Source organism: Moraxella catarrhalis (assembly GCF_001632285.1).
Taxonomy (GTDB): Bacteria; Pseudomonadota; Gammaproteobacteria; order Pseudomonadales; family Moraxellaceae; genus Moraxella; species Moraxella catarrhalis.
On sequence record NZ_LWAH01000014.1, the window covers coordinates 132054 to 153841 of the forward strand.

Consider the following 21788-nt stretch of genomic DNA (forward strand, 5'->3'; position numbering starts at 1 on the left):
ATAGCTTTATAATATGATGACAAAAACTGTAAATCACCACCCCAAACAACAAAGCTTGCCCGCCAATATTATGCTTGATAAATGGGCAGATATTGGATTTAAATGGCAGGGCAATTTATCAAGTACCGAGCTTAAACGCTTGAGTGAGCAAACGGTCGCTGATAGTGTGCTAGACTTAACATTTGTACTAACTAAACAAGAAGGCATTGTTTGGCTAAACTATCAAGTATCAGGAGAGGTTTTTGTGACTTGTCAAAGATGCTTGGAGTCTTTAGGTATCGATGTTTCAGGAGAATATCGCTTGGCAGTTTTGTCATCGGATGGTGATATTGGGCGTATTAATGATGCTGAATATATTTTGGTTGATGAGCTTGCAACAAAAACAGCAAAGCTGCCCATTAAGGACTTGCTAGAAGATGAGCTGTTATTAACTTTGCCTTTATCGCCAAAGCATCAAGACTGTGATATGCCAGTTCAAATGCTTAATGAAGAAAAATATGAGGAAGAGCAAGAAAATCCTTTTGCTTCATTAGCTCAGCTTAAAGGAAAATTATCTTAAAAATTGCCCAAATGACTTTAAAAGTTATCACAAAAGTAGCTTTTTATTAAAAAACTTGTAAATTTATGCGATTAGGCTTTGAAATTTACAAGTTTTTTGCGTATAATACAGCGTTTATTGTGCATAGGTCTATGATGGACAGCGATTGATGCTAAATCGCATTGACACAAATTGACAAAGACGCACGAACCGTTTTTCTTTAGGGCAAATTTGCCTGACTGATTATTAGGAGCTATCATGGCAGTTCAACAAAACCGCAAGAGCCGCTCACGCCGTGACATGCGTCGTTCACACGACCATATCGCTATCGCTGAGCTAAGCATCGATTCAACCACTGGCGAAAAACACCTTCGCCATCATGCGACCAAAGATGGTTTTTATCGTGGTCGTCAGCTATTTAAAGTAAGTCAAGATAGCTAAGTGCTATTTTTATAGTCATAAAACCAAGCCAATATGAACGGGCTTGGTTTTTTTGTTATTGTCATGATATTATTGACAAAATGCCATTTAAAACAAAGCACATTCATACTATCTAAAATTTTTTGTGATTTGAGATAGTTTTGGGTAAACAAATGTTTATTTTTATGGTAGAATTGGCAAACTTTCTTGTACCAAATTAAATGGGTGCTTAAGAATTGGCAATATGGTTTATACGGTATTTTTATCGTCAATGTACAAACAGGTGAATTATGACAGAAGCCAACAGCGGTATGACAAAGCGTTTGGCGGTAGTTTTCCCCGGTCAAGGGTCTCAATCTGTCGGTATGATGGATGAGCTTGATAAAGCATTCAAAAGTGTGCGTACGACATTTGATGAAGCAAGTGAAGCTTTGGGCTTTGATTTATGGTCAGTCACACAGGATGAAAACTGTTTGAATAAGACTCAATATACGCAGCCTGCTTTATTAACTTCAAGTATCGCAATTTGGCAAATTATTGAGCCAATCTTATCAGCCCAATCCATTAAGCCGATGTATCTTGCTGGACATTCGCTAGGGGAATATAGTGCTTTGGTCGCAGCAGGTGTACTAAACCTTAAAGATGCAGTGAAGTTGGTGCATGAGCGTGGTAAATTTATGACAGAAGCTGTACAGAGTATTGATACTCAGATGGCAGCGATTTTAGGCTTGGATGATGAACAGGTGGTAAGCTTATGTGAAGAAGTTAGCACAACCACAGGCACAGTTGATGCTGCTAATTTTAACAGCCCAGGGCAGGTGGTCGTCGCAGGCACAGCGGTGGGCGTGTCAGGTGTTTTGTCAGCAGTAGAGGCACTTGGTAAAAAAGCTGTTCCGCTCAAGGTTTCTGTGCCTTCTCACTGTGCTTTGATGAATCCTGCCAGTGATGCTTTGGCAAAACTTTTGGGTGAGACGGATTTTGGTGAAGCAAGTATTCCTGTCATACAAAACCGCCATGCTAAAATTCATACACAGACAACACAAATTAAGACAGCTTTGATTGAACAGTTATCGATGCCTGTATTGTGGTCAAAAACCATGGAAAAATTATCAGAGCGTGGTATTAATTTGATACTTGAATGCGGTCCAGGTAATGTTTTGTCAAATTTGGCCAAGCGTCAAGCAACACCGATAACCGCTTTACCAACAGATAAATTGGCACGCCTAGAAAAATTGGAGAATTTGGTATGAGTCGAAAAATTGTATTAGTCACAGGTGCAAGTCGTGGTATTGGCAAGGCAATTGCTAAGCGTTTTACCGATGAAGGGCATTTTGTTATCGGAACAGCCACCAGCAAAAAAGGCGCAGAGGCGATTGGCGATTATCTGAGTGAATCAGGTGGTATTGGTCGCATCTTAGATGTTTGCAACCATGAAGATATTGATAAGCTATTTGAAGAAATTGACAGTGTTTATGGTGGAATCAATGTGTTGGTCAACAATGCAGGCATTACCAAAGATGGCTTACTCATGCGTATGAAAGATGAAGATTGGGCAAGTGTGATTGATACCAACTTAACCGCTGTTTATCGTATGAGTCGCCGTGCGGTTCGTGGTATGATGAAAGCACGCCAAGGTCGGATTATTAATATTACCTCGGTCGTCGGACAGATGGGGAATGCAGGTCAAGCAAACTATGCTGCCACCAAAGCAGGCGTGGAGGGTTTTAGTCGTGCATTAGCTCGAGAGATTGGTTCGCGTGGCGTAACAGTCAACTGTGTTGCACCAGGATTTGTTGAAACAGACATGACCGAAGCACTAGATGAGCGTTTGGTTAACTCTATGTTAGATGCTGTTCCAATCGGTCGTATGGCTCAGCCTGAAGAAATTGCGGCAGCTGTATCATTTTTAGCCAGTGATGATGCCAGCTATATTACAGGTGCAGTATTGGCAGTTAATGGTGGCATGTACATGTAAATGTGATGATTTTGACAAGGATTGATTCATTGACAAAAGTCTTAATTTGCCACTATCATAATAAAAAGTGAACATATGTATTCATAAATACTTGCACTTTTTCAATAAATACATTATGATATTTATTAAGTTTTATCCAAACCTACGGTAGCATGGTGCTACAGGGTTAATCATTATAAAGGAAATTACCATGAGTGATATCGAAGCTAAAGTAAAAGACGCAGTCGCAGAACAGCTTGGTTTAAGTGTTGACGAAATCAAAAACGAGGCATCTTTTATGGATGACTTGGGTGCTGATTCTTTGGATTTGGTTGAGTTAGTTATGGCATTTGAAAGCAGCTTTGGCATCACCATTCCTGATGAAGATTCAGCGGAACTGACGACGGTTCAAAAAGCCATCGACTATGTTTCTGACAAAGTCGCTTAAATCAACTGGCTTGGTCTGACAGCTTATCTCCTAAGGTCATCTCGTTTTGAGGTGACTTTTTTATGGCAGAAAATATTTGGTAGGCTAATTCTACACATTGTAACGCTTTTACTGTCAAATTTCACTATGCATTATCTTGGCTTTGGCTTAGGATAACTTTAGCACAAATTGTGCTATCTGATTAAATCAAAAATTCATAATTAAGGAGAATGTAATGGGTGTTTTTAGCTTTGCAAAAGATATTGGTGACAAATTATTTCATCGTAATAAAAAACAAGACGCAGCCCAACCAACCGCTGCTCCAGCTGCAACACCTGCAGAAGAGCCAACCGCTCAAGAGATTGCCAATTTACTTCTTGCTCGTATTCAAGCTCAAAATGTCAATATCAGTGGCTTAAAAGTCAATTATAATGGCGATACAGACACAGTCACATTATCGGGTGTTGCCAAAACGCAAGCCGACCGTGAAAGAGCACGCCTTGCGGTGGGTAATGTCCAGTATGTTGAGACGGTGGTTGACAATATTGAGGTGGAATCTGCTGAACCTGAATCACGATTTTATACCGTTAAATCAGGTGATAGCTTATCAAAAATTGCCAAGGAAATGTACGGCAATGCGAATGATTATATGAAAATCTTTGATGCTAACAAGCCCATGCTGTCAGATCCTAATAAGATTTATCCAGGTCAAGTATTGCGTATCCCACAATAATTGATCGTCTGCGTGCTATCATTCAAAGATTTTTAAATAAAGTAATATCTTGATATCATATCGCATCATCATAAAAATCCCAAGTACTAAATCAGTGCTTGGGTTTTTTAGTCATTGGATAACCAATTAATATATATTTTATGCACTAATGAGCATAGACTGAGTTGCGACAATGATTGTCGATAGCGGTTTGAATGTGGTGAATTTTTTGTTGGATCAGATCGGGTGTGAGCTTAGTTTGTTGACCGTTTTCACCAATTTCGTATATGACACCCCCTGATTTCAAGGTGTTAAGGTTGGTTTTAAGATAATGGCAGGCTTGTGTATTTTGATGATTTTTTGGGACGCTAAAATAATGTACTTTGATGGCTGTGGATGGCTTGCCAATGGGTGCTATTTGGCTAAAAACTGGCTCTCCAAATACCCCCACACTTTGAAAAATCATGGTACTGTGAGCATCATTGACGCAGATTCCTAGCCATAAAGCAACTTGGCACACGGTATTTTTAGTTGTTTTTATTAATTGACCAGTCATGACGCACCAACAAATCATCAACTGGCTGTATTGTATCATTCGGTTGGTGCTAAAGACAGTCATTTTATCGAATTTTAGGGCGAGTAAAGTGGAGGGATTGGTAAACATGGCAAAGATATAACTGATTTATTTGATAAATTTTTAAAAAGTACTAAAAACAGGTTGGCAAGATGAAAGTTTTCAGGTAAGATAAGTGGCATTATTTTGATGACGCTCATCGGTCGGTAATTTTGATTGGCGTCATCTGAAGTCGGCGTAGCTATTTATCAGGTGCTGCGTTTGTGCATTTGGTGCCATTAGATTACCGTCTGATGACGCACGACTGTACATTGCAATAGGACTTACCAGTCTGCAAGACGCAAGAAATTTCCCTTTGTTGTTTTGGATTTTTCCAAGTCACTTTGTTGTAAGTTCATCTGCGTATGGCAGCCGATTGCCTGATATGAATCAATCCACGCTCTTCGTCTGAATATTGTCACGATGACAAAAGGATGTAACTTATGACGCAACAAACTACCCAATCCCCAAATATGACGGGGCATACTCAAACCAAAGATGCTGCTGCGCACTTTCGTGAACTCCAAGATATCATCGCACGCGGTGAAATAGCCATGATGTCAGGCGCTGAGATGCTTGTTCAAGCATTGATTGATGAAGGTGTCGAGTATATTTTTGGCTATCCAGGCGGTGCGGTATTACATATTTATGATGCTTTATTTAAGCAAGATAAAATTGAACATATTTTGGTGCGTCATGAACAAGCCGCAGGGCATATGGCCGATGCATACAGTCGTACAACAGGCAGGACGGGCGTTGTTTTGGCGACTTCAGGTCCAGGTGCAACCAACACTGTAACAGCCATTGCAACTGCTTATATGGATTCAATCCCAATGGTTGTGTTGGCAGGTCAGGTACCATCTAGTTTGATTGGTGATGATGCGTTTCAAGAGTGTGATATGGTCGGCGTTTCACGCCCCATCGTTAAGCACAGTTTTCAAGTTCGCCATGCCGAAGACATTCCCACAATCATCAAAAAAGCATTTTATATTGCAGGCTCGGGTCGTCCTGGTCCTGTCGTGGTTGATATTCCAAAAGATATGACCAACCCAAGTGATAAATTTGCTTATATCATGCCAAAGACAGTCAATATCAGATCATATCAGCCTACTAATAAAGGTCATGGCGGACAAATCAAAAAAGCCATCGAAACGCTACTATCAGCCAAACGCCCTGTACTGTATTCAGGCGGTGGGGTGGTGCTTGGTAATGCCAGTAAAGAGCTGCGTCAATTAGCCGATACGCTCAAACTACCTGTTACTAATACCCTAATGGGACTGGGTGCTTATCCAGGCTCAGGCGAACAATTTGTTGGAATGCTTGGTATGCATGGCACATATGAAGCGAACATGACCATGCATCATGCTGATGTGATTTTGGCAGTGGGTGTGCGTTTTGATGACCGTGTGACCAATAATGTCAAAAAATTCTGCCCAAATGCAACGATCATTCATATTGATATCGATCCAGCCAGTATCTCAAAGACGATTATGGCACACATTCCGATTGTTGGCGATGTTAAGCTGGTACTAAATGAAATGCTTGCCTTGCTAGCAGAGATTGATAAGTGTATCGATGAACATGCGCTCAATGATTGGTGGCAACAAATCAATGAATGGCGTAAACGCCATGGTCTTCGCTATGATGCAGATGATATGACTGCCAAAACACATGCCATCAAGCCCCAGCATGTGGTTGAGACGCTTTATAAGCTGACGAATGGTGAAGCAATCATTACCTCCGATGTTGGTCAGCATCAGATGTTTGCTGCATTGTATTATAAGTATGATGAGCCACGCCAATGGTTAAACTCAGGTGGCTTAGGTACAATGGGCGTTGGTTTACCTTATGCTATGGCAGCAAAATTAGCTCACCCAAAAAAGACAGTTGTTTGTATCACTGGCGAAGGCTCAATCCAAATGAACATCCAAGAGCTGTCAACTTGTCTACAGTATAATCTACCAGTTAAAATTTTAAATTTAAATAATGCTCAGCTTGGCATGGTTAAGCAGTGGCAGGATATGCTTTATGAAGGTCGCCATGCTCAATCTTATATGCAATCTTTACCTGATTTTGTTAAATTGGCAGAAAGTTATGGGCATAAAGGTGTAAAAATTACCAATCCTGCTACCATGCAAGAAGAGCTAAAACAAGCCCTAGAAATGGATGGTTTGGTATTTATTGATGTCTATGTGGATAAAGGTGAACATGTTTATCCGATGCAAGTCGCTGGCCAATCAATGCGTGATATGTGGTTATCAAAAGGGGAGCGTACCTAATGCCAAATCAAGTACATAAACATCTGATTTCTGTATTAATGGAAAACGAAGCAGGTTCGCTGTCTCGTGTTGTCGGTTTATTTTCTCAGCGTGGCTATAATATTGATACGCTCAATGTAGCAGCCACGGATGACCCAACGATCTCACGGCTGACTTTGACAACCATTACAACACATGACAAAATCGAACAAATCACCAAGCAGCTGCATAAACTGATCGAGGTGGTTAAAGTCCAAAATCTGTCCGAGCTGTCAGGCGGTCATCATGTTGAACGAGAGTTGATGCTCATTAAGGTGCGTGCAACGGGTTCAAACCGTGAAGAAATCAAGCGTAATGCCGATATATTTCGTGCCCAAATAGTCGATGTCAGCACAAACTTGTATACAATTTTAATTACTGGTGATGCTGGCAAATTGGATGGTTTTATCGATGTGATTGGTCGTGACCGTATCCTAGAAGTGGTACGCTCAGGTGTGATTGGTATCGCTCGTGGTGAGAAAACTTTGGCGATTTAATCCTATCAACCATGTTTTAGGCAGTTTATTAGTTTACAAAAAATGTATTTTATAAAATGAATTGACTGCCATGAACAATACAGTGATTAATTAGCGATCATTAATTAACCATAAACGAATTATTTTAACCCTGCCAATTTTGGCAAATTTTTAAGGAAACTTTATGAGCCTAAATATTTATTATGACAAAGATTGTGATTTATCAATCATCCAAAGCAAAAAAGTCGCCATCATTGGCTACGGTTCTCAAGGTCATGCACACGCATTAAACCTAAAAGATAGCGGTGTGGATGTGACTGTTGGTTTGCGTCAAGGTTCTGCTTCATGGAAAAAGGCTGAAAATTCTGGTCTTAAAGTGGCTGAAACCAGCGAAGCGGTTGCAGGTGCTGATGTGGTGATGATTTTGACGCCAGATGAGTTTCAGCGTGAACTTTATAAAGAGGTGATTGAGCCAAATATCAAACAAGGTGCAACTTTGGCTTTTGCACATGGCTTTGCTATTCATTACAACCAAGTTGAGCCACGCGCTGACTTAGATGTCATCATGGTTGCACCAAAAGCACCAGGTCATACGGTTCGTTCTGAATTTACCAAAGGCGGCGGCATTCCTGATTTGATCGCCATTTGGCGTGATGCATCAGGTGGGGCAAAGCAGCTTGCACTATCTTATGCAGCAGGTGTGGGCGGTGGTCGCTCTGGCATCATCGAAACCACTTTTAAAGATGAAACCGAAACAGATCTATTTGGTGAGCAAGCGGTACTTTGTGGCGGTGCAGTTGAGCTTGTCAAAATGGGCTTTGAGACTTTGGTTGAGGCAGGCTATGCACCTGAGATGGCATATTTTGAGTGCTTGCATGAGCTAAAACTCATCGTTGATTTGATGTATGAAGGTGGCATCGCTGACATGAACTACTCAATCAGTAACAACGCTGAATATGGTGAATATGTGACTGGTCCTGAGGTCATCAATGAGCAATCTCGTGCCGCCATGCGTCATGCGTTAAAGCGTATCCAAGATGGTGAATATGCTAAGATGTTTATCGCTGAAGGTCAAACCAATTATCCATCTATGACCGCTCGCCGTCGTAATAATGCTGCACATCCTATCGAAACAACAGGCGAAAAATTGCGTGCAATGATGCCTTGGATTGGTGGCAATAAGATTATTGATAAACAAAAGAACTGATTAATTTGAATCAATGTCTAAAACAGCTGCCAAATTGGTGGCTGTTTTTTTGAAATTATTCAATGAAACCGTTATAATGAATGCTATTTTGATATTGATAAGTCTTTTATGCCTGATTTTTCTTTAGAAGTTGTATTTATTGCACTAAGTTTGATGATCGCCATCTTTGTGATGATTGAATCAACATTGCTTGAGCGTAACGGTGGCAAGCTGCTGCTTAAAAATAGTATATTTATGTTCATCAGTCTATCAACCTCGGCATGGATGGTGGCAGCGTGTTTGGCTTGGTATTTTTTGGATCTTGTCGGTTTGGGCTTGGTGGTAGCGATGGTGTATCCGCTGTATGGGCTTTTGGGTTTGGCATATTCGGCAATGTTGATGCGTGGCATTGAGGTTGATGATCCTGCCGAAGTGGCATTACCCAAAAAATACTTAAGCTTTTGCAAATCCTTTGGTTTGGTCTATAGCATCTTATGTTTGACTGCCTTACTTGAAAGCATGGGCTTAATTCAAATTTAATTTGATTAAATGATGGATTGAGCTTGGATTGCCGTGATTTTTGATGGCGATTACTTTATTAGTCATCAATGATGAAAAATAATTCCCTTTTTTAATAAAATTTGTTATAATAGTTTTCATGGTATTTATGTACCCAAAGCTGGCTGATACTGGCCACTTTCCCAACTGCAGATAGACGCAGTGGTATCAAGCATTCTTTAGGCAAGACCAGTAAGTTTCTTATTTGGAAGATTGAATGAAGATGGGGCAACCCGCCTGTTATCCCGATCGTTTTTGTATGTTTTATTGCATGAATAGCATAAGTTGCGTTTTTACGCTTTTCATTCATCCAAATTAGGAAAATTGTTATGTCACAAAAAGTTCTTGGCACTGTAAAATGGTTCAACGAATCAAAAGGTTTTGGTTTTATCGCTCAAGATAATGGTGGTCAAGATGTATTTGCACATTATAGTGCCATTACAGGCTCAGGATTTAAAACTTTGGCAGAAGGTCAAAAAGTTGCTTTCATCTTAGGCGAAGGCAAAAAAGGCCCACAAGCTGAAGAAATCGAAAAAGTTTAAGTCATTGATTTGATCAAAATACCACCTTTATATAGTTAAGGTGGTATTTTTATGCTGATCAGTTTTTGCTATCATCATCTGCATTATTGATTTTGGAGGTGTAAGATGGATTTGTTTAGATGCCTTCAAATTAACGATTTTTGAGCCTAAGCAGTGATTCTTCGTCCAACCGCCAGCGACCCTTTTTTTTGTTACCAGTACGGTTGCCCAGCGTACTTACACCAAATAATTTATGCATTGAGTGTGATGAATGGGCATGGCAGATGGCACACGCCAAACCATCGGCGGCATCAGCTTGTGGGATAATATCCAATGATAAAATACGACAGACCATGGCAGTGACTTGCTCTTTATCGGCAGCACCGTAGCCACAGACAGCCTGCTTGATTTGACGAGCGGTGTATTCACTGACTTGTAAATCTTGAGCTGTCAAAGCGGCGATGGCGGCGCCACGAGCTTGTCCAAGCTTTAGGGCAGAGTCAGGATTATTTGCCATAAACACTTGCTCAATGGCAGCTTGTATGGGTTTATTGCTGTATTTTTGATAATGATTAACAATCCGAGAAACTCCAGCAAAAATCTGAGCAATGCGTTCGGTGATGTCGCTACTGTTTGTACGGATGGTGCCAGCATCTAAAAAGGTTAATTGATCATTATTTGTACTGATAATACCATAACCTGTCAAGCGTGAACCAGGGTCAATGCCAATAATAAGTGTCATACAATGATTACCAAAAAATTATCATCAAAATTATTACTAAAAATACTAAACAATAAAAAATACTTGAAAACTTGCCAAATGTCCTAATTTATTGATATTATAGCGTATTTTATTTATATATTTTCATTTATTTATTAGATTTAAAGGAGATGGGCGTGGGTGCATTGGTGGGTATTGCCCTGATTTGGTTTGTCATTGAAATGCTGCTTTGGTATTTGGTGGCACAATTTATCAGTGGTTGGTATGTATTTTTTTGGTTCATCATCGCAGCAATCATTGGAATTATGATGATTAAAAAAGCTGCAAAATCGCTTAATCCAATGGCACAGCAAATGAAAGCCATGCAGCGTGGTGTGATACCCAATCCGAGTAATCAACCTGCTGAGTCAACACTGGTTAAATCCATCGCCATGGGCGTGGCGGGGCTGTTGTTGTTACTTCCAGGTCTTTTAACGGATGTTGCAGCTTTGGTATTATTAGTGCCATTTATCCAAACCAGACTGACCGCCGCCGCCAAAAATTATGCCGTCAAAAATCAAGATAAAATGATGCAGATGATGGCGAGTCAAATGGGTGGTAAAAACCCTTTTGGGGGCATGGGTCAAAACCCTTTTGCTCAAGGTGGTATGAAGTCAAATCCTTTTGGTAAGCATGGCGGCTTTGGAACAACGGTTGATGGGGAAGCTAAAACTGTTGATAAACAAGTCAAGCGTATTCGCTCTGCCAATGATGAATAATTTGATAGCCCTTTTTTTGGGGCTATATGATTTTATAGGGTGCGAATCCGAGTTTGGGCGATGACTTTTTTGCTATGAATTTCAAGATACCAAAGTAGTAGCACTGCCGCCACGCCGAGCGAAACTACCAAGGTAGTCCAAAATCCATAAATCCCCATACCGCCATGAAATGCCATAAAATACCCTGGAATTAAGCCACATCCCCAAAATGCAATGATATGAATCACCATCGGAATGGTGGTGACTTTATAACCACGCAAAGCATAGCTTGCAACACATTGTATGGCATCGCCCAATTGAAAAGCAGCGGCATATAAAATAACACTGCCTGCAATGCCAATCACCGCCATATCATCGGTATACATGCTCACCAAAGGATAGCGAAAAGCCACCAAGAAAATTGCTGTTACGATGGATATGAGTATGGCTGTGGCAATAGAAACGCCTGAAATATAACGAGCACGATTAAACTCTTCACACCCTAAGCTGTAACCGACACGCACGGTGGTCGAAATCCCTAAGCTTTGGGGAATGATGAAAATTAAACTGGTTAAACTGATCGCAATCTGTTGGGCAGCGACATAATCTTCTGTGTTGCCATTTAACCTAGCGACCAAAAACATAATACAAGTAAATATACTAACTTCAATAAAAAATGATAAGCCAATGGGTATGCCAAGCCGAGTAATCTCATGCAGGATTTTAACATTAGGCAGGCTAAACTTATCCATTAGCCCAAAGGCTTGTAGTTGCTTGTCTTTTTGGATTAAGATGAAAAGAATGATTGCATTTAGCCAAAATACAATTGCGGTTGCCAAGCCACAACCTGCACCGCCCAATGCTGGCATACCAAACTTACCATAGACAAAAATCCAATTCAGTGGAATATTAATCAAAAAACATAGCCAGCTGACCCACATGATGATTTTGGGCTTATTTAGGCTAGAAGCATAGGCATGTAAAGCACGATGTATCATTGCCGCAGGCATGGCAAGACCAATAAACCATAAATACTGCTTGGTGATAATAAAAGTGCTTTCATCGATATCCAACCAAAGTCCAAAAGGTGTGATGCTAAGCCACATTAAAATCATGCCAAGCACACCCATAAGTACCCCATACCAAAGACCTTGTCGCCCCATTTCACCAATCTCATGCGACTTTTTGGCACCAAATAGTTGTGCAATCATGGGATTGAGCGAAGTCATCACACCCATTAAGGTGACATAAACAGTAATAAAAACACTGCCGCCTAGAGCCACTGCCGCTAAATTACCTTTGCCCGCACCGCCTGCCATAATGGTATCGATGAAACTTGTACCTACTTGGGCGATTTGGGCAAGCAGCATGGGCGTACTTAAATGAATAAGTGCTGATAATTCTTTTTTATAAGTACGATATTCAAAGCGGGTGATATCTAATAGCATACAAATAGGTCATAAAATAAGTTGGCTTGGGTATAAAACCAAGTGATAAACAGTGAGTGGGCTTAATTGGGAGATATGGTACAAGCAGATGGATAGATACCAATCAATCACACAATCCTATAAAAACGGTCATGTTAATCAACAATCAAAGATAGGTAAATTAAGTTAAGATGGTCTAATATTTATCGTTGAGACGCTGTGCATGAATCTCAAGGCTTTCTTTATCTACTCTTAAAATAAAACCAATCATAATCAAAAGCACAACCATGGATGAGCCACCAAAACTAAAAAATGGCATGGTTAAGCCTTTGGTGGGTGCAAGTCCCATGGTCATACCAGCATTGATGATGACCTGACCAAATATAACCACCGCAAAACCAAAAATGGTATAACTTAAGCGAAGTTGTCGGCATTTTAATGCTCTTAGGCTAATGACCATAATGCTAAGAATAATCAGCATCTCCAAAAATAAAACTGTTGCCACACCCAAAAAGCCAAGTTCCTCTCCTGTGATGGCAAGCAGAAAATCAGTGTGTGCTTCGGGTAGGTGTGATAATTTTTGGACACTATCCCCATAACCAATGCCGCTTAATTGCCCACGACCATAAGCGATCAAACTGCGTGCCAGCTGAAAATCTGAACCTTGAATATCATCAAAAGCATCGGTAAAAGATAAAATTCGTTCACGGCGGTAAGGCTCAAGCCAAGCTGCAATGCCTCCTAAAACGATTGCCATGAATAAAATCCAAGCGTACTGTAGTGCAGGCGCACCACTGACAAAGATGATGACAATCAAAGTGGCAAATAGTACCAAGACAGTACCAAAATCTGGTTGAAATAGCAACAGTCCGCCCACTGGTAAATACCATGCCAATAGACGCACCCCTGTAAAAACATTGCTCCGTAGCTCTGCAGATCGACGCACGACATAATCTGCTGTTACAAACACCATGACAGCTTTGGCAACTTCACCAGCTTGTAGATTAAATATCCCAAGGTCAAGCCATCGCCGCGATCCATTAATCACATCACCAAACATTGCTGTAAGTATGAGTAGCCCCAAAGCGGTTACCCACATCAAAAATACCACATTGATATGCGTTCGTTGATAATAAACTCTCAAAGGAATGCGATAAACAATCATTGCAATCATAGTACCGATGACGACATATGCCAACTGATACCAAAAAAACCTCAGTGATGCCAAATCGCGAGCAGCAGAAAATGGAATGGATGCTGATGCAATCATCAAAAGGCTGATACAGATGATCAAGCTCAAACTGGTAAGCAATACCGTTCGTGGATTGAGCTTATCAAAAAAACCAAGAAATTTATCGGAGAATTGGGACATGAGTGCTGCTGTGAGTTGGTTTTGTATAAACTGTTTATTATAACGGATTTTTGAATTAAAAATGTGGAAATTTCAAGTGATTTGGTCGGGTTAATCTGTTGGGCAATCTGCTTGACAAAAGCGGTGCTTACAATTTATGTACCTAATCAAGCAGGGCGTTTGCATGGATGGGCTAAATGGGTGCATGGGCTAAAGCGTGAACCATGTTAACAAACTTATCACCTCGCTCATTATAATTTTTAAATTGATCCATGCTAGCACAAGCAGGCGACAAAAGCACAGCCCTAGCGGTGCTTTGACTGGCTGCCAATACTGCCCGATCAAGTGTACCAACCTGATATATTTTAGATGCCAAATGTGCATCACCTTTGAGTAAATCTTGCTCAATTATCGGGGCATCTTGACCGATTAAATACACACTATCCACCCACTGCATAACATATGCTGACAGCTCACTAAAATCTTGACCTTTACCAAGCCCACCCAAAATCAATGCCAGTGATGATATGCCATAAACCGTGCCAAGCCCATCAATTGCTGCAATGGTTGAGCCGATGTTTGTACCTTTTGAATCATTAAAATATGCCTTGCCATCAATATCATCAATATATTCACAGCGATGCGGTAGCCCTTTGAAAGTCTTAAGGGTATCAAGCATGGCATCCATGGGAAGATTGGCAGCTGTGCCTAAGGCAAGTGCAGATAAGGCATTGAGTAGGTTATGCTTGCCTTTGATTTTTAATTGATGGATTGGTAAAAGTTTGTTTTTTTGATGATATAATGCCATACCATCACCATCATCAAATAAATAAAAATCTGCCGTTTGGTGGCTAAGTAAGCTATTTGTTGTGATAATGGTGTGATTTGGGGCAACGCTTGTCAGTGTGGTCAAGCATTGCTTGGCTAAATTGGCATCGTCTTGGCAGATGATGGCGGTTTGGCAATTTTCAAAAATACGCAATTTTTGTGCCAAATAATCCACCATGCCATCGTGCCGATCAAGATGATCAGCGGAGAGATTTAAAATTGTTGCCCCTTGAGCTGCCAAATTTGAGATATGCTCAAGCTGAAAACTTGACAGCTCAAGCACCACCAAATCCATATTTTGGATCGTTAATAATTCAAGTGCAGGCGTGCCAATATTACCGCCGACACCAACAATCATGCCTGCATGTTTTGCCATCTCGCCTACTAATGTCGTAACAGTGCTTTTGGCATTTGAGCCTGTGATGGCGATGATTGGTGTGTTTGTTGCTTGAGTTAGATCTCGTGCTTTGAGTGTATCAATGAACAATTGAACATCGCTGATCACAGGAATGCCTTGAGCTTTGGCGGCGACAATACTCGGCGTTCTTGGGTTAATGCCGGGGCTGATGATGATCTGATCGGCTGAGCTTAAGAGTTCACTGTCCAAGCTGCCAAAATGACAATGAACGCCTGTGGGCAGTTTATCTGCCAAGGTAGGATTGGGATTACCATCGATGATGCTAACTTTGTGACCGTGATTGACCAAAAAATTCACAGCTGACAGTCCAGAGCTGCCCAAACCGACGACGGCATATTTTTTTGACATAATATTTTCTCACAATAATAATCACGACCTATGAGCTATTTTAACAGGTATTGGCACTAAGTGGTAGCAGGTTCGTGTGCTATATTAGCTGATATCAAAGCGGTGAATTGTTACAAAATGATGTTGTGAATTATTGCCTTGCCTTATATAATAATTTTATTATGATTAATATACACTGCCAACCGCCAAGGAATATTTATGAAACTGATTTCTGCAATTATCAAGCCGTTTAAACTCGATGATGTGCGAGAAGCACTCTCAGAAATTGGCGTCAATGGTATCACCGTCACTGAAGTCAAAGGCTTTGGTCGCCAAAAAGGTCATACCGAGATGTATCGTGGGGCGGAATATGTGGTTGATTTTTTACCAAAAATTAAAATTGAGATAGCATGTCGTGATGAGATGGTTGATTCAATTATTGAGTCAATCATTAAAGTTGCAAATACAGGTAAAATTGGTGATGGTAAGATTTTTGTTAGTCCGCTTGAGCGTGTCATTCGCATTCGAACTGGCGAATTTGATGAAAGTGCCTTATAAGGCAAAGTCTGTATTGGAGCCGATGACCAATCGCTGATTTAGCTTATCGCTGATTTAGTTTAAAGCCAAAAAAAGCACTTGATTGACATTCAGTGCTTTTTTATTGGTTTTTGCTACCAAATGGCGTGATTATTGTCTTACACCTGTTTGGGTGCCAGCGATGCTTTTAATGGTGATAGTGTTACCATTCACAGTAATATTAACAGTGCCTTTGATGGGCAGAGTAGGATGAGCACCTTTGCCTTTATATTTACCCTCACCTTGGCTTGAGATATTTGTCAATACGATGGTACCTTCACGCTTTTTGGCTTTATCGGTTAAGCCTTGTGTCATCACACCTTGATAGCCGTTGCCAGCTTGACTGATGGTAATGATGGCTTTTTCTTCACCTTTTTCGCTCATCTTCCACTTACCAACAATGGCATCATTGGCAAATGCTGAGACTGACAATAAAACGCCTGCACCTAAGGTGAATAATTTGGTAGATAGCTTCATATAAGCTCCTTTTATGTATTGATCCGTATTGGAAATACTTTGGTATGATAGATCGGCTTTGGTGATATAAATGTGAATTGTTCACTCATTTTTATTATAGCGAAGCTTAAGACCATTTGTAAATACTTAGTATGAAATTTTTATCATGATTTGGCAAGGTGATCGTTTTGTTGTGAGCATTGGGGCGACACTTTCAATGTTAAGCAAAAGCAATGTTAAGCAAAAGGATTATCAATCTGCTCAGATGGTAACATATCATGAGCCTTTATTTCATCTAAAGGTTCATTTTTAAGTGCCGCTACCAACCGATTAGCAAAATCTTGTAAAGCCATCGCTTGAGTTAGACCGTCTTGACATTTAGTGATAGAAAGTTCACCGAAGATTTGCACAACATCAAAATGATTCTCGATGGTCAGATCTCCAATGGTCAGCGCTTGCTCATCATTTTCAAAAGGATGTATCATGGTATATTCCTCAATGATTTTTGTTTTATCAAGTACGGTTTAGTGTTTCAAAGACATAACGCATGGCACTGATGACCAAATCAAACCAGCTGCTTGGCTGATGATCAAGCACCTTTTGTTCTGGGTTTTTATTGCTGCTAGGTCTGGGCAAATCGTAGGCAGTTTGGCGAATCTGAGTAGGTAGTGATGGCATGGCATTGATACCCGTCAGGCGAGCCAGCTCATCTAGGCTGATGATTTGATAATTTTCACTACTGTCATTTGAGGAAAAATAGACACCAGCAGCCGATAATTTTGGAATATATACCGCCTTAAAAAAATGACTGGGTACAAGCACTCGTCCGCCAATACGCTCAGAAGTCTTACCCAAAAAAGCAACGCCCGTCACGACATAAACCTCCCCATACTCGATTGCCAGTTGACGAGTCTGTGTTTCGATATGACGCCACAGATGACGGTTATGTTCACCGTTTTGAGGTGCGATATTGGCTAGGCTAAAGCTATCATATTGGGATCCTGTGGTGGCCATATCACCATTTGGGGCGATATGACCACGATCATAGCCTGAGCGTCGATAGTCAGACAGCTCAGCACGCTCATCAGCAGGTAGTCTGGACTCTGCGTGAAAGCTGTCAACACGCGCCAAGGTTCGGGCTTGGCTGATGCGTGCTTGGGTCAGATGAGATGCTGACCATAGCGGTGTGCGAGCGATGCCTGAATGTAAAGTGGCAAATCCTTCAAAGCATAAAGCACGCGCCATGGTAGACAGCCGTTTACCTTGCTTGCCGATCAGTGTTGGTGCTTGCCGATTGGCAAACTGATTTTGACAGTCGCTAAAGCTATCATCAAATGAACGCACACCAACAATCTCACCATCAGCTTGTTGGTTGGGGTCTTGATATAAACGGTCATTGTCTGTGCTTTTGACGATTGTTTGCTTGATGGCTGTGGTGATGTGAGTTGTCAGCTGTTCTGCTGAATTGATGGCACTGTCGTTGGCATGGGCAGTACTGGTTGCACTCATCATAATAACGAGCAACCAAGCTGATATTTGCTTTGGGTGTTTAAAATGAATCATAGCTTTGGGGCATCATAACTGTGAGCGGATATTGTCATTGTAATTCATTGATAAGGTTTTTATAATGTCCCTTTGGATTTTAGCAGTTTTTTGAGATGACAACAACCAAAATGACAGATGTTTGTACGATAGCTCAGATGAGTGAGCAGGGCGTTTATCCGTCTGATGAGCAGCGGCACAGTTTTGCCAAGCGGTTACTGACATGGTTTGAGTTACATGGTCGCCATGGACTGCCTTGGCAATACCATCATCAGCCGTCAGCAGATATTTATGCTGTGTGGGTATCTGAGATTATGCTACAGCAAACACAAGTTGTGACAGTGCTGAAATTTTTTGAGCCGTTTTTGGCACGATTTGCAACCGTACAAGAGCTTGCTGTAGCAGATTGGCAAGAAGTAGCGTCTTTTTGGGCAGGGCTTGGGTATTATGCTCGGGCAAGAAATTTACACGCAGGCGCACAGCAAGTGGCTGATTTTATTGATACTCATGGCAGGTTTCCTGAAACGGTCAATGAGTGGCAAGCAGTCAAAGGGGTGGGGCGATCGACAGCTGGCGCAATCGTTGCGATGGGCGTTAAGAAGTTTGGCGTCATCTGCGATGGCAATGTCAAGCGTGTACTTGCTCGCCATCGCGCGGTTTTTGGTGATGTGACAAAAAGCGCAACTGACAAAAGGCTTTGGGAAATTGCCACCGCACTAACCCCGAAAGAGTATAGTGGACACTATGCCCAAGCGATGATGGATTTGGGTGCAACAATTTGTACACGAACTCAGCCAAAATGCCATCTTTGCCCTGTGACAGACGATTGTATTGCTTATGTGTTGGGCGTTCAAAGTCAGTTACCTGTCAAGAAAAAAGCACCGCCCAAACCTCATTGGCACAGTATTGCATTATCCCTGACACATTGCGGGCTGACTTTATGGTTGCACCGACAAAACGGCGGCGGTATTTGGGATGGGCTTTGGAGTTTACCGATTTTTATGTTGCCTTTGGATGATAATCAAAAGCTTGATAACAAAACCTTAAGTCATGCCATTTTCAAGGCGTGGCAAAGTGATGAAAAGGTGCATGATTTACTACACAGCCAGCTCATTGAAATTCTGCCCATGCCCACCCAAACCTCAACAGTCTATTTACGCCATACGCTCACGCATGTTCATTGGCACCTTTATGGAATGTCACTGTGTCTTAATCATAGTCAATTTAACCAAATTAATCAAACGCTTACTGCTTTGGGCATTGACTATTTATGGAAGGATACGCCCTATAATTTACCGTTACCTGCTGCCATGCATAAGCTTTTGACGCTTAGCAATAGCTCTGCCTAAGCGGCTGATTTTGAGCTGTAGCAATTAAGCATCAAAATTTTCTTGTTTGGAGCCAATCTGTGATTTGAAGCAGTAGGTTGTTATCACCCCAATATTTAACCTGTGATCTGGCTTCCTCAAACAGTTGATTGGCGTACTCTTGAGCACCTTTTACGCCAAGCAATTTGACATAAGTAGATTTTTCAAGTTTTTCATCACTGCCAGCTGGCTTGCCTAAAGTTATCGTATCGGCGGTGATATCCAGCACATCATCTTGCACCTGAAAAGCCAATCCGATTGCACGAGCATAATGCTTAAGATAACCTAAAGTATCAGTCTGCACATCTGCACAAATCGCACCCATCATCACTGCCGCTTCGATGAGTGCGCCTGTTTTATCACGATGGATGGCTTCTAGCTTGTCTTGAGAGAGCATTTGATTTTCCCCTTTGATGTCAAGCATTTGCCCTGATACCATACGCCGTGCTCGGCAACTTAAGAGTTTGGCTAATTTATATGCAATGGCATCATCGGCTGAATTTTTGTCGTAACACTCAAATAATACTTCAAAAGCGATGGACTGAAGTGCATCGCCTGCAAGTAGGGCGACATCTTCACCATACACAATATGACAAGTCGGTTGCCCACGGCGCAGCGCATCATCATCCATACAAGGCAAATCATCATGAATCAAAGAATAGCTGTGAATCAGCTCAACTGCCATCATGGCACGAAATAACATTTGTATTTTTTTGGTCAAATCATCTGTTTGATGACCTGTTTTAATGAGCGTTAAAAAAGTTGATAATACCAAAAGTGGGCGTACACGCTTGCCACCGTTACTCATCGCATAGCGGCAAGCTTTGTTTAATGGTTCAGGCAGGCTTGAGTGCGTTAGGATAATGTCTAATAGGTTTGGTAGGTTTTTGCTTTGCCACTGCCTTACCTGATCAAGATGATTGGCATTTTGAATAAAGGCGGTGATGTGATGCGTACTTAAATCAAAGATGAAATGATTGGACATGGTATTTAGATATTTTATGATAAATGGGTCATTGATAAATGCTTTATCATACCTTAAATTGTTAAATTTTGGCATGATTTTGATGGAAAAGTTGAATGAAAAATCTTAAAATTGGATAAAAATGCTTTATTTTTAAGAAAAATCCGTTATTTTCATGAAAAATACTTGACCGTTGCCACTTTTTTTGGTTTAATACGCCCACTTTGGCGTGATAGCTCAGTCGGTAGAGCAACGGATTGAAAATCCGTGTGTCGGCAGTTCGATCCTGCCTCTCGCCACCATCATTAAAAAAGCCTTTCGATGACTCGAAAGGCTTTTTTAATGCGATAAGACAGTTTAGGGATTGTGGGTTGAGTGGCTATTGATAAAATCAGTGATTTGATTGGCTAAAATTTCCCAAAGTTTTTCTTGAGCGGCAAGACTGCCCCAAGCGTTATGCGGTGTAAACAGTACGCGTGGATGATCAGCGATACCAAGCAGAGGATCATTTTTGGCAAATGGTTCAGACTCAAATACATCAGAGGCATAACCTAAGATGTGATCATTGATGAGTGCATCAACAATGTCCGCTCCGCATACTACGCCACCACGAGCGACATTGATAATTAGTGGTTTTTGGTGCATTTTGGTGAGCGTGTCGGTATTGATTAGGTGCTTGGTGGCGTCAGTTAATGGGCAATGTAAACTGATGACATTGCTACTGTTTAGCACAGTTTCAAACTCGGTATATTCTGAACTACGCGGGGTTTTGCCTTGATGTTCGGCGTATAAAACATGCATGCCAAAAGCTTTTGCCAATTCACCCACACGCCGTCCAATATTGCCTGCACCGATGATGCCTAAGGTTTGCCCATACAAATCAAACAGCGGCTCATTTAATAAACAAAATCGCCCATCTGCCTGCCAAGTGCCATCGGTTGCACGCTGATGATAGTATTTGGCACCACGCATAATCGCAAGCATCATCATCAAGGTGTGTTCAGGCACGCTATTGACCGAATAGCCTGCGACATTTTTAAGTGTTATGCCCAAGTCTTGGCAGGCTTGTTTATCCACATTATCCATACCAGTGGCAGTCAGCTGAATCAGCCTGAGCTTTGGCAGGGCTTTTAAAATATCGCGTGTGATGACAACTTTATTAGTAATCACAATCTGAGCATCGCAGCAACGCTGAATGATAATCTCATCATCTTGTGGGGTTTGTGAATATGCTTGATAGTCCGTCACGCCTTTGGGCGTGGGTAGGCACGCTTGCTTAGAAAATGTGCCAGCATCCAAAAAAACAGCTTTCATGTGTCATCTCCGTTGATTGATTTTATTCATGTGTTGATTTTTAATCATATCATGCGTA

24 protein-coding genes and 1 tRNA gene are annotated in these 21788 nt (G+C 41.2%); 15 read left to right on the top strand and 10 right to left on the bottom strand.

Translation table 11 applies throughout. The features are described from left to right. Positions 1–16 precede the first annotated feature (16 nt). From A4U55_RS05905 to lysM, 6 genes are all read left to right on the top strand, one after another. Entirely contained in the window at positions 17–559 is a 543-nt protein-coding gene (locus A4U55_RS05905) for a YceD family protein (RefSeq protein ID WP_227513433.1), read from the top strand. Between the two features lie 237 nt (positions 560–796). Beyond that, positions 797–979 carry a 50S ribosomal protein L32 gene (gene rpmF / locus A4U55_RS05910; protein ID WP_003656952.1) on the top strand — a complete coding sequence of 61 codons (183 nt, stop codon included), beginning with the start codon at positions 797–799 and terminating at the stop codon, positions 977–979. Between the two features lie 269 nt (positions 980–1248). Continuing rightward, entirely contained in the window at positions 1249–2208 is a 960-nt protein-coding gene (fabD, locus tag A4U55_RS05915) for an ACP S-malonyltransferase (RefSeq protein ID WP_003656950.1), read from the top strand. Further along, entirely contained in the window at positions 2205–2933 is a 729-nt protein-coding gene (gene fabG, locus A4U55_RS05920) for a 3-oxoacyl-ACP reductase FabG (protein WP_003656948.1), read from the top strand. Before fabD ends, fabG begins: the two co-directional genes overlap by 4 nt. Positions 2934–3123: 190 nt before the next feature. Continuing rightward, on the top strand, positions 3124–3360 hold the full coding sequence (gene acpP, locus A4U55_RS05925) for an acyl carrier protein (protein ID WP_003656945.1): 237 nt from the start codon (positions 3124–3126) through the stop codon (positions 3358–3360). 214 nt (positions 3361–3574) lie between these two features. Further along, a complete protein-coding gene (lysM, locus tag A4U55_RS05930; protein ID WP_003656943.1) occupies positions 3575–4072 on the top strand; it encodes a peptidoglycan-binding protein LysM in 498 nt (165 codons plus the stop codon). Between the two features lie 145 nt (positions 4073–4217). On the opposite strand, the gene A4U55_RS05935 is transcribed toward lysM, so the two are convergent. Next, positions 4218–4607: a hypothetical protein gene (locus A4U55_RS05935; protein ID WP_063454118.1), complete on the bottom strand. Its 390-nt coding sequence runs from the start codon at positions 4605–4607 to the stop codon at positions 4218–4220. Positions 4608–5218: 611 nt separating this feature from the next. Between A4U55_RS05935 and A4U55_RS05940 the strand changes: the two genes are divergently transcribed. From A4U55_RS05940 to A4U55_RS05960, 5 genes are all read left to right on the top strand, one after another. After that, complete coding sequence (locus A4U55_RS05940) at positions 5219–6943, top strand: acetolactate synthase 3 large subunit (RefSeq protein WP_194161781.1); 1725 nt, start codon at positions 5219–5221, stop codon at positions 6941–6943. Further along, positions 6943–7458: an acetolactate synthase small subunit gene (gene ilvN / locus A4U55_RS05945; RefSeq protein ID WP_003656937.1), complete on the top strand. Its 516-nt coding sequence runs from the start codon at positions 6943–6945 to the stop codon at positions 7456–7458. The genes A4U55_RS05940 and ilvN overlap by 1 nt, the downstream gene beginning before the upstream one ends. A gap of 163 nt (positions 7459–7621) precedes the next feature. Next, a complete protein-coding gene (ilvC, locus tag A4U55_RS05950) occupies positions 7622–8644 on the top strand; it encodes a ketol-acid reductoisomerase (protein WP_003656936.1) in 1023 nt (340 codons plus the stop codon). Positions 8645–8752: 108 nt separating this feature from the next. Further along, positions 8753–9163 (top strand): hypothetical protein, encoded by a 411-nt coding sequence (locus tag A4U55_RS05955; protein ID WP_003656934.1) that lies wholly within the window; start codon positions 8753–8755, stop codon positions 9161–9163. Between the two features lie 347 nt (positions 9164–9510). Next, complete coding sequence (locus tag A4U55_RS05960; protein ID WP_003656932.1) at positions 9511–9723, top strand: cold-shock protein; 213 nt, start codon at positions 9511–9513, stop codon at positions 9721–9723. Positions 9724–9853: 130 nt separating this feature from the next. Here the strand turns inward: A4U55_RS05960 and ruvC are convergent, their stop codons facing one another. After that, positions 9854–10444 carry a crossover junction endodeoxyribonuclease RuvC gene (gene ruvC / locus A4U55_RS05965; RefSeq protein WP_003656930.1) on the bottom strand — a complete coding sequence of 197 codons (591 nt, stop codon included), beginning with the start codon at positions 10442–10444 and terminating at the stop codon, positions 9854–9856. Positions 10445–10599: 155 nt separating this feature from the next. Between ruvC and A4U55_RS05970 the strand changes: the two genes are divergently transcribed. Next, positions 10600–11181, top strand: coding sequence for an FxsA family protein (locus A4U55_RS05970; RefSeq protein WP_003658612.1), 582 nt, complete (start codon positions 10600–10602; stop codon positions 11179–11181). A gap of 32 nt (positions 11182–11213) precedes the next feature. Here the strand turns inward: A4U55_RS05970 and A4U55_RS05975 are convergent, their stop codons facing one another. The 3 genes from A4U55_RS05975 to murD form a co-directional block, all read right to left on the bottom strand. After that, positions 11214–12608: an MATE family efflux transporter gene (locus A4U55_RS05975; RefSeq protein ID WP_003656929.1), complete on the bottom strand. Its 1395-nt coding sequence runs from the start codon at positions 12606–12608 to the stop codon at positions 11214–11216. 175 nt (positions 12609–12783) lie between these two features. Further along, on the bottom strand, positions 12784–13959 hold the full coding sequence (locus A4U55_RS05980) for an FtsW/RodA/SpoVE family cell cycle protein (protein WP_003656928.1): 1176 nt from the start codon (positions 13957–13959) through the stop codon (positions 12784–12786). 172 nt (positions 13960–14131) lie between these two features. After that, positions 14132–15532, bottom strand: a complete 1401-nt coding sequence (gene murD / locus A4U55_RS05985) for a UDP-N-acetylmuramoyl-L-alanine--D-glutamate ligase (protein WP_003663176.1) — start codon at positions 15530–15532, stop codon at positions 14132–14134. 198 nt (positions 15533–15730) lie between these two features. Between murD and glnK the strand changes: the two genes are divergently transcribed. Then, the gene (gene glnK / locus A4U55_RS05990) at positions 15731–16069 is read left to right on the top strand and encodes a P-II family nitrogen regulator (protein ID WP_003656923.1); all 339 of its coding nucleotides are present in this window, start codon (positions 15731–15733) and stop codon (positions 16067–16069) included. Between the two features lie 129 nt (positions 16070–16198). On the opposite strand, the gene A4U55_RS05995 is transcribed toward glnK, so the two are convergent. The 3 genes from A4U55_RS05995 to A4U55_RS06005 all read right to left on the bottom strand — a co-directional run bounded on the left by A4U55_RS05995 (position 16199) and on the right by A4U55_RS06005 (position 18106). Continuing rightward, entirely contained in the window at positions 16199–16564 is a 366-nt protein-coding gene (locus A4U55_RS05995) for a DUF2147 domain-containing protein (RefSeq protein WP_003656921.1), read from the bottom strand. A 215-nt stretch (positions 16565–16779) separates the two neighbouring features. Further along, positions 16780–17028 carry a hypothetical protein gene (locus tag A4U55_RS06000; protein WP_003658608.1) on the bottom strand — a complete coding sequence of 83 codons (249 nt, stop codon included), beginning with the start codon at positions 17026–17028 and terminating at the stop codon, positions 16780–16782. A gap of 28 nt (positions 17029–17056) precedes the next feature. After that, on the bottom strand, positions 17057–18106 hold the full coding sequence (locus A4U55_RS06005) for a DNA/RNA non-specific endonuclease (RefSeq protein ID WP_003663178.1): 1050 nt from the start codon (positions 18104–18106) through the stop codon (positions 17057–17059). Between the two features lie 95 nt (positions 18107–18201). Between A4U55_RS06005 and mutY the strand changes: the two genes are divergently transcribed. After that, positions 18202–19434, top strand: a complete 1233-nt coding sequence (mutY, locus tag A4U55_RS06010) for an A/G-specific adenine glycosylase (protein WP_063454119.1) — start codon at positions 18202–18204, stop codon at positions 19432–19434. Between the two features lie 31 nt (positions 19435–19465). Here the strand turns inward: mutY and A4U55_RS06015 are convergent, their stop codons facing one another. Beyond that, the gene (locus tag A4U55_RS06015) at positions 19466–20512 is read right to left on the bottom strand and encodes a polyprenyl synthetase family protein (RefSeq protein ID WP_003658604.1); all 1047 of its coding nucleotides are present in this window, start codon (positions 20510–20512) and stop codon (positions 19466–19468) included. Positions 20513–20642: 130 nt separating this feature from the next. Here A4U55_RS06015 and A4U55_RS06020 point away from each other — a divergent pair. Continuing rightward, a tRNA-Phe gene (locus tag A4U55_RS06020) sits at positions 20643–20718 on the top strand. A gap of 55 nt (positions 20719–20773) precedes the next feature. Here A4U55_RS06020 and A4U55_RS06025 read toward each other — a convergent pair. Then, positions 20774–21730: a D-2-hydroxyacid dehydrogenase gene (locus A4U55_RS06025; protein ID WP_003658602.1), complete on the bottom strand. Its 957-nt coding sequence runs from the start codon at positions 21728–21730 to the stop codon at positions 20774–20776. Positions 21731–21788 lie beyond the last annotated feature (58 nt).

Bases quoted from the DNA above. Each gene is read 5' to 3' on its own strand.
- A4U55_RS05905 (WP_227513433.1), top strand. From the start codon at position 17: ATGACAAAAACTGTAAATCACCACCCCAAACAACAAAGCTTGCCCGCC.
- rpmF (WP_003656952.1), top strand. From the start codon at position 797: ATGGCAGTTCAACAAAACCGCAAGAGCCGCTCACGCCGTGACATGCGT.
- fabD (WP_003656950.1), top strand. From the start codon at position 1,249: ATGACAGAAGCCAACAGCGGTATGACAAAGCGTTTGGCGGTAGTTTTC.
- fabG (WP_003656948.1), top strand. From the start codon at position 2,205: ATGAGTCGAAAAATTGTATTAGTCACAGGTGCAAGTCGTGGTATTGGC.
- acpP (WP_003656945.1), top strand. From the start codon at position 3,124: ATGAGTGATATCGAAGCTAAAGTAAAAGACGCAGTCGCAGAACAGCTT.
- lysM (WP_003656943.1), top strand. From the start codon at position 3,575: ATGGGTGTTTTTAGCTTTGCAAAAGATATTGGTGACAAATTATTTCAT.
- A4U55_RS05935 (WP_063454118.1), bottom strand. From the start codon at position 4,607: ATGACTGGTCAATTAATAAAAACAACTAAAAATACCGTGTGCCAAGTT.
- A4U55_RS05940 (WP_194161781.1), top strand. From the start codon at position 5,219: ATGATGTCAGGCGCTGAGATGCTTGTTCAAGCATTGATTGATGAAGGT.
- ilvN (WP_003656937.1), top strand. From the start codon at position 6,943: ATGCCAAATCAAGTACATAAACATCTGATTTCTGTATTAATGGAAAAC.
- ilvC (WP_003656936.1), top strand. From the start codon at position 7,622: ATGAGCCTAAATATTTATTATGACAAAGATTGTGATTTATCAATCATC.
- A4U55_RS05955 (WP_003656934.1), top strand. From the start codon at position 8,753: ATGCCTGATTTTTCTTTAGAAGTTGTATTTATTGCACTAAGTTTGATG.
- A4U55_RS05960 (WP_003656932.1), top strand. From the start codon at position 9,511: ATGTCACAAAAAGTTCTTGGCACTGTAAAATGGTTCAACGAATCAAAA.
- ruvC (WP_003656930.1), bottom strand. From the start codon at position 10,444: ATGACACTTATTATTGGCATTGACCCTGGTTCACGCTTGACAGGTTAT.
- A4U55_RS05975 (WP_003656929.1), bottom strand. From the start codon at position 12,608: ATGCTATTAGATATCACCCGCTTTGAATATCGTACTTATAAAAAAGAA.
- A4U55_RS05980 (WP_003656928.1), bottom strand. From the start codon at position 13,959: ATGTCCCAATTCTCCGATAAATTTCTTGGTTTTTTTGATAAGCTCAAT.
- murD (WP_003663176.1), bottom strand. From the start codon at position 15,532: ATGTCAAAAAAATATGCCGTCGTCGGTTTGGGCAGCTCTGGACTGTCA.
- glnK (WP_003656923.1), top strand. From the start codon at position 15,731: ATGAAACTGATTTCTGCAATTATCAAGCCGTTTAAACTCGATGATGTG.
- A4U55_RS05995 (WP_003656921.1), bottom strand. From the start codon at position 16,564: ATGAAGCTATCTACCAAATTATTCACCTTAGGTGCAGGCGTTTTATTG.
- A4U55_RS06000 (WP_003658608.1), bottom strand. From the start codon at position 17,028: ATGATACATCCTTTTGAAAATGATGAGCAAGCGCTGACCATTGGAGAT.
- A4U55_RS06005 (WP_003663178.1), bottom strand. From the start codon at position 18,106: ATGATTCATTTTAAACACCCAAAGCAAATATCAGCTTGGTTGCTCGTT.
- mutY (WP_063454119.1), top strand. From the start codon at position 18,202: ATGACAACAACCAAAATGACAGATGTTTGTACGATAGCTCAGATGAGT.
- A4U55_RS06015 (WP_003658604.1), bottom strand. From the start codon at position 20,512: ATGCCAAAATTTAACAATTTAAGGTATGATAAAGCATTTATCAATGAC.
- A4U55_RS06025 (WP_003658602.1), bottom strand. From the start codon at position 21,730: ATGAAAGCTGTTTTTTTGGATGCTGGCACATTTTCTAAGCAAGCGTGC.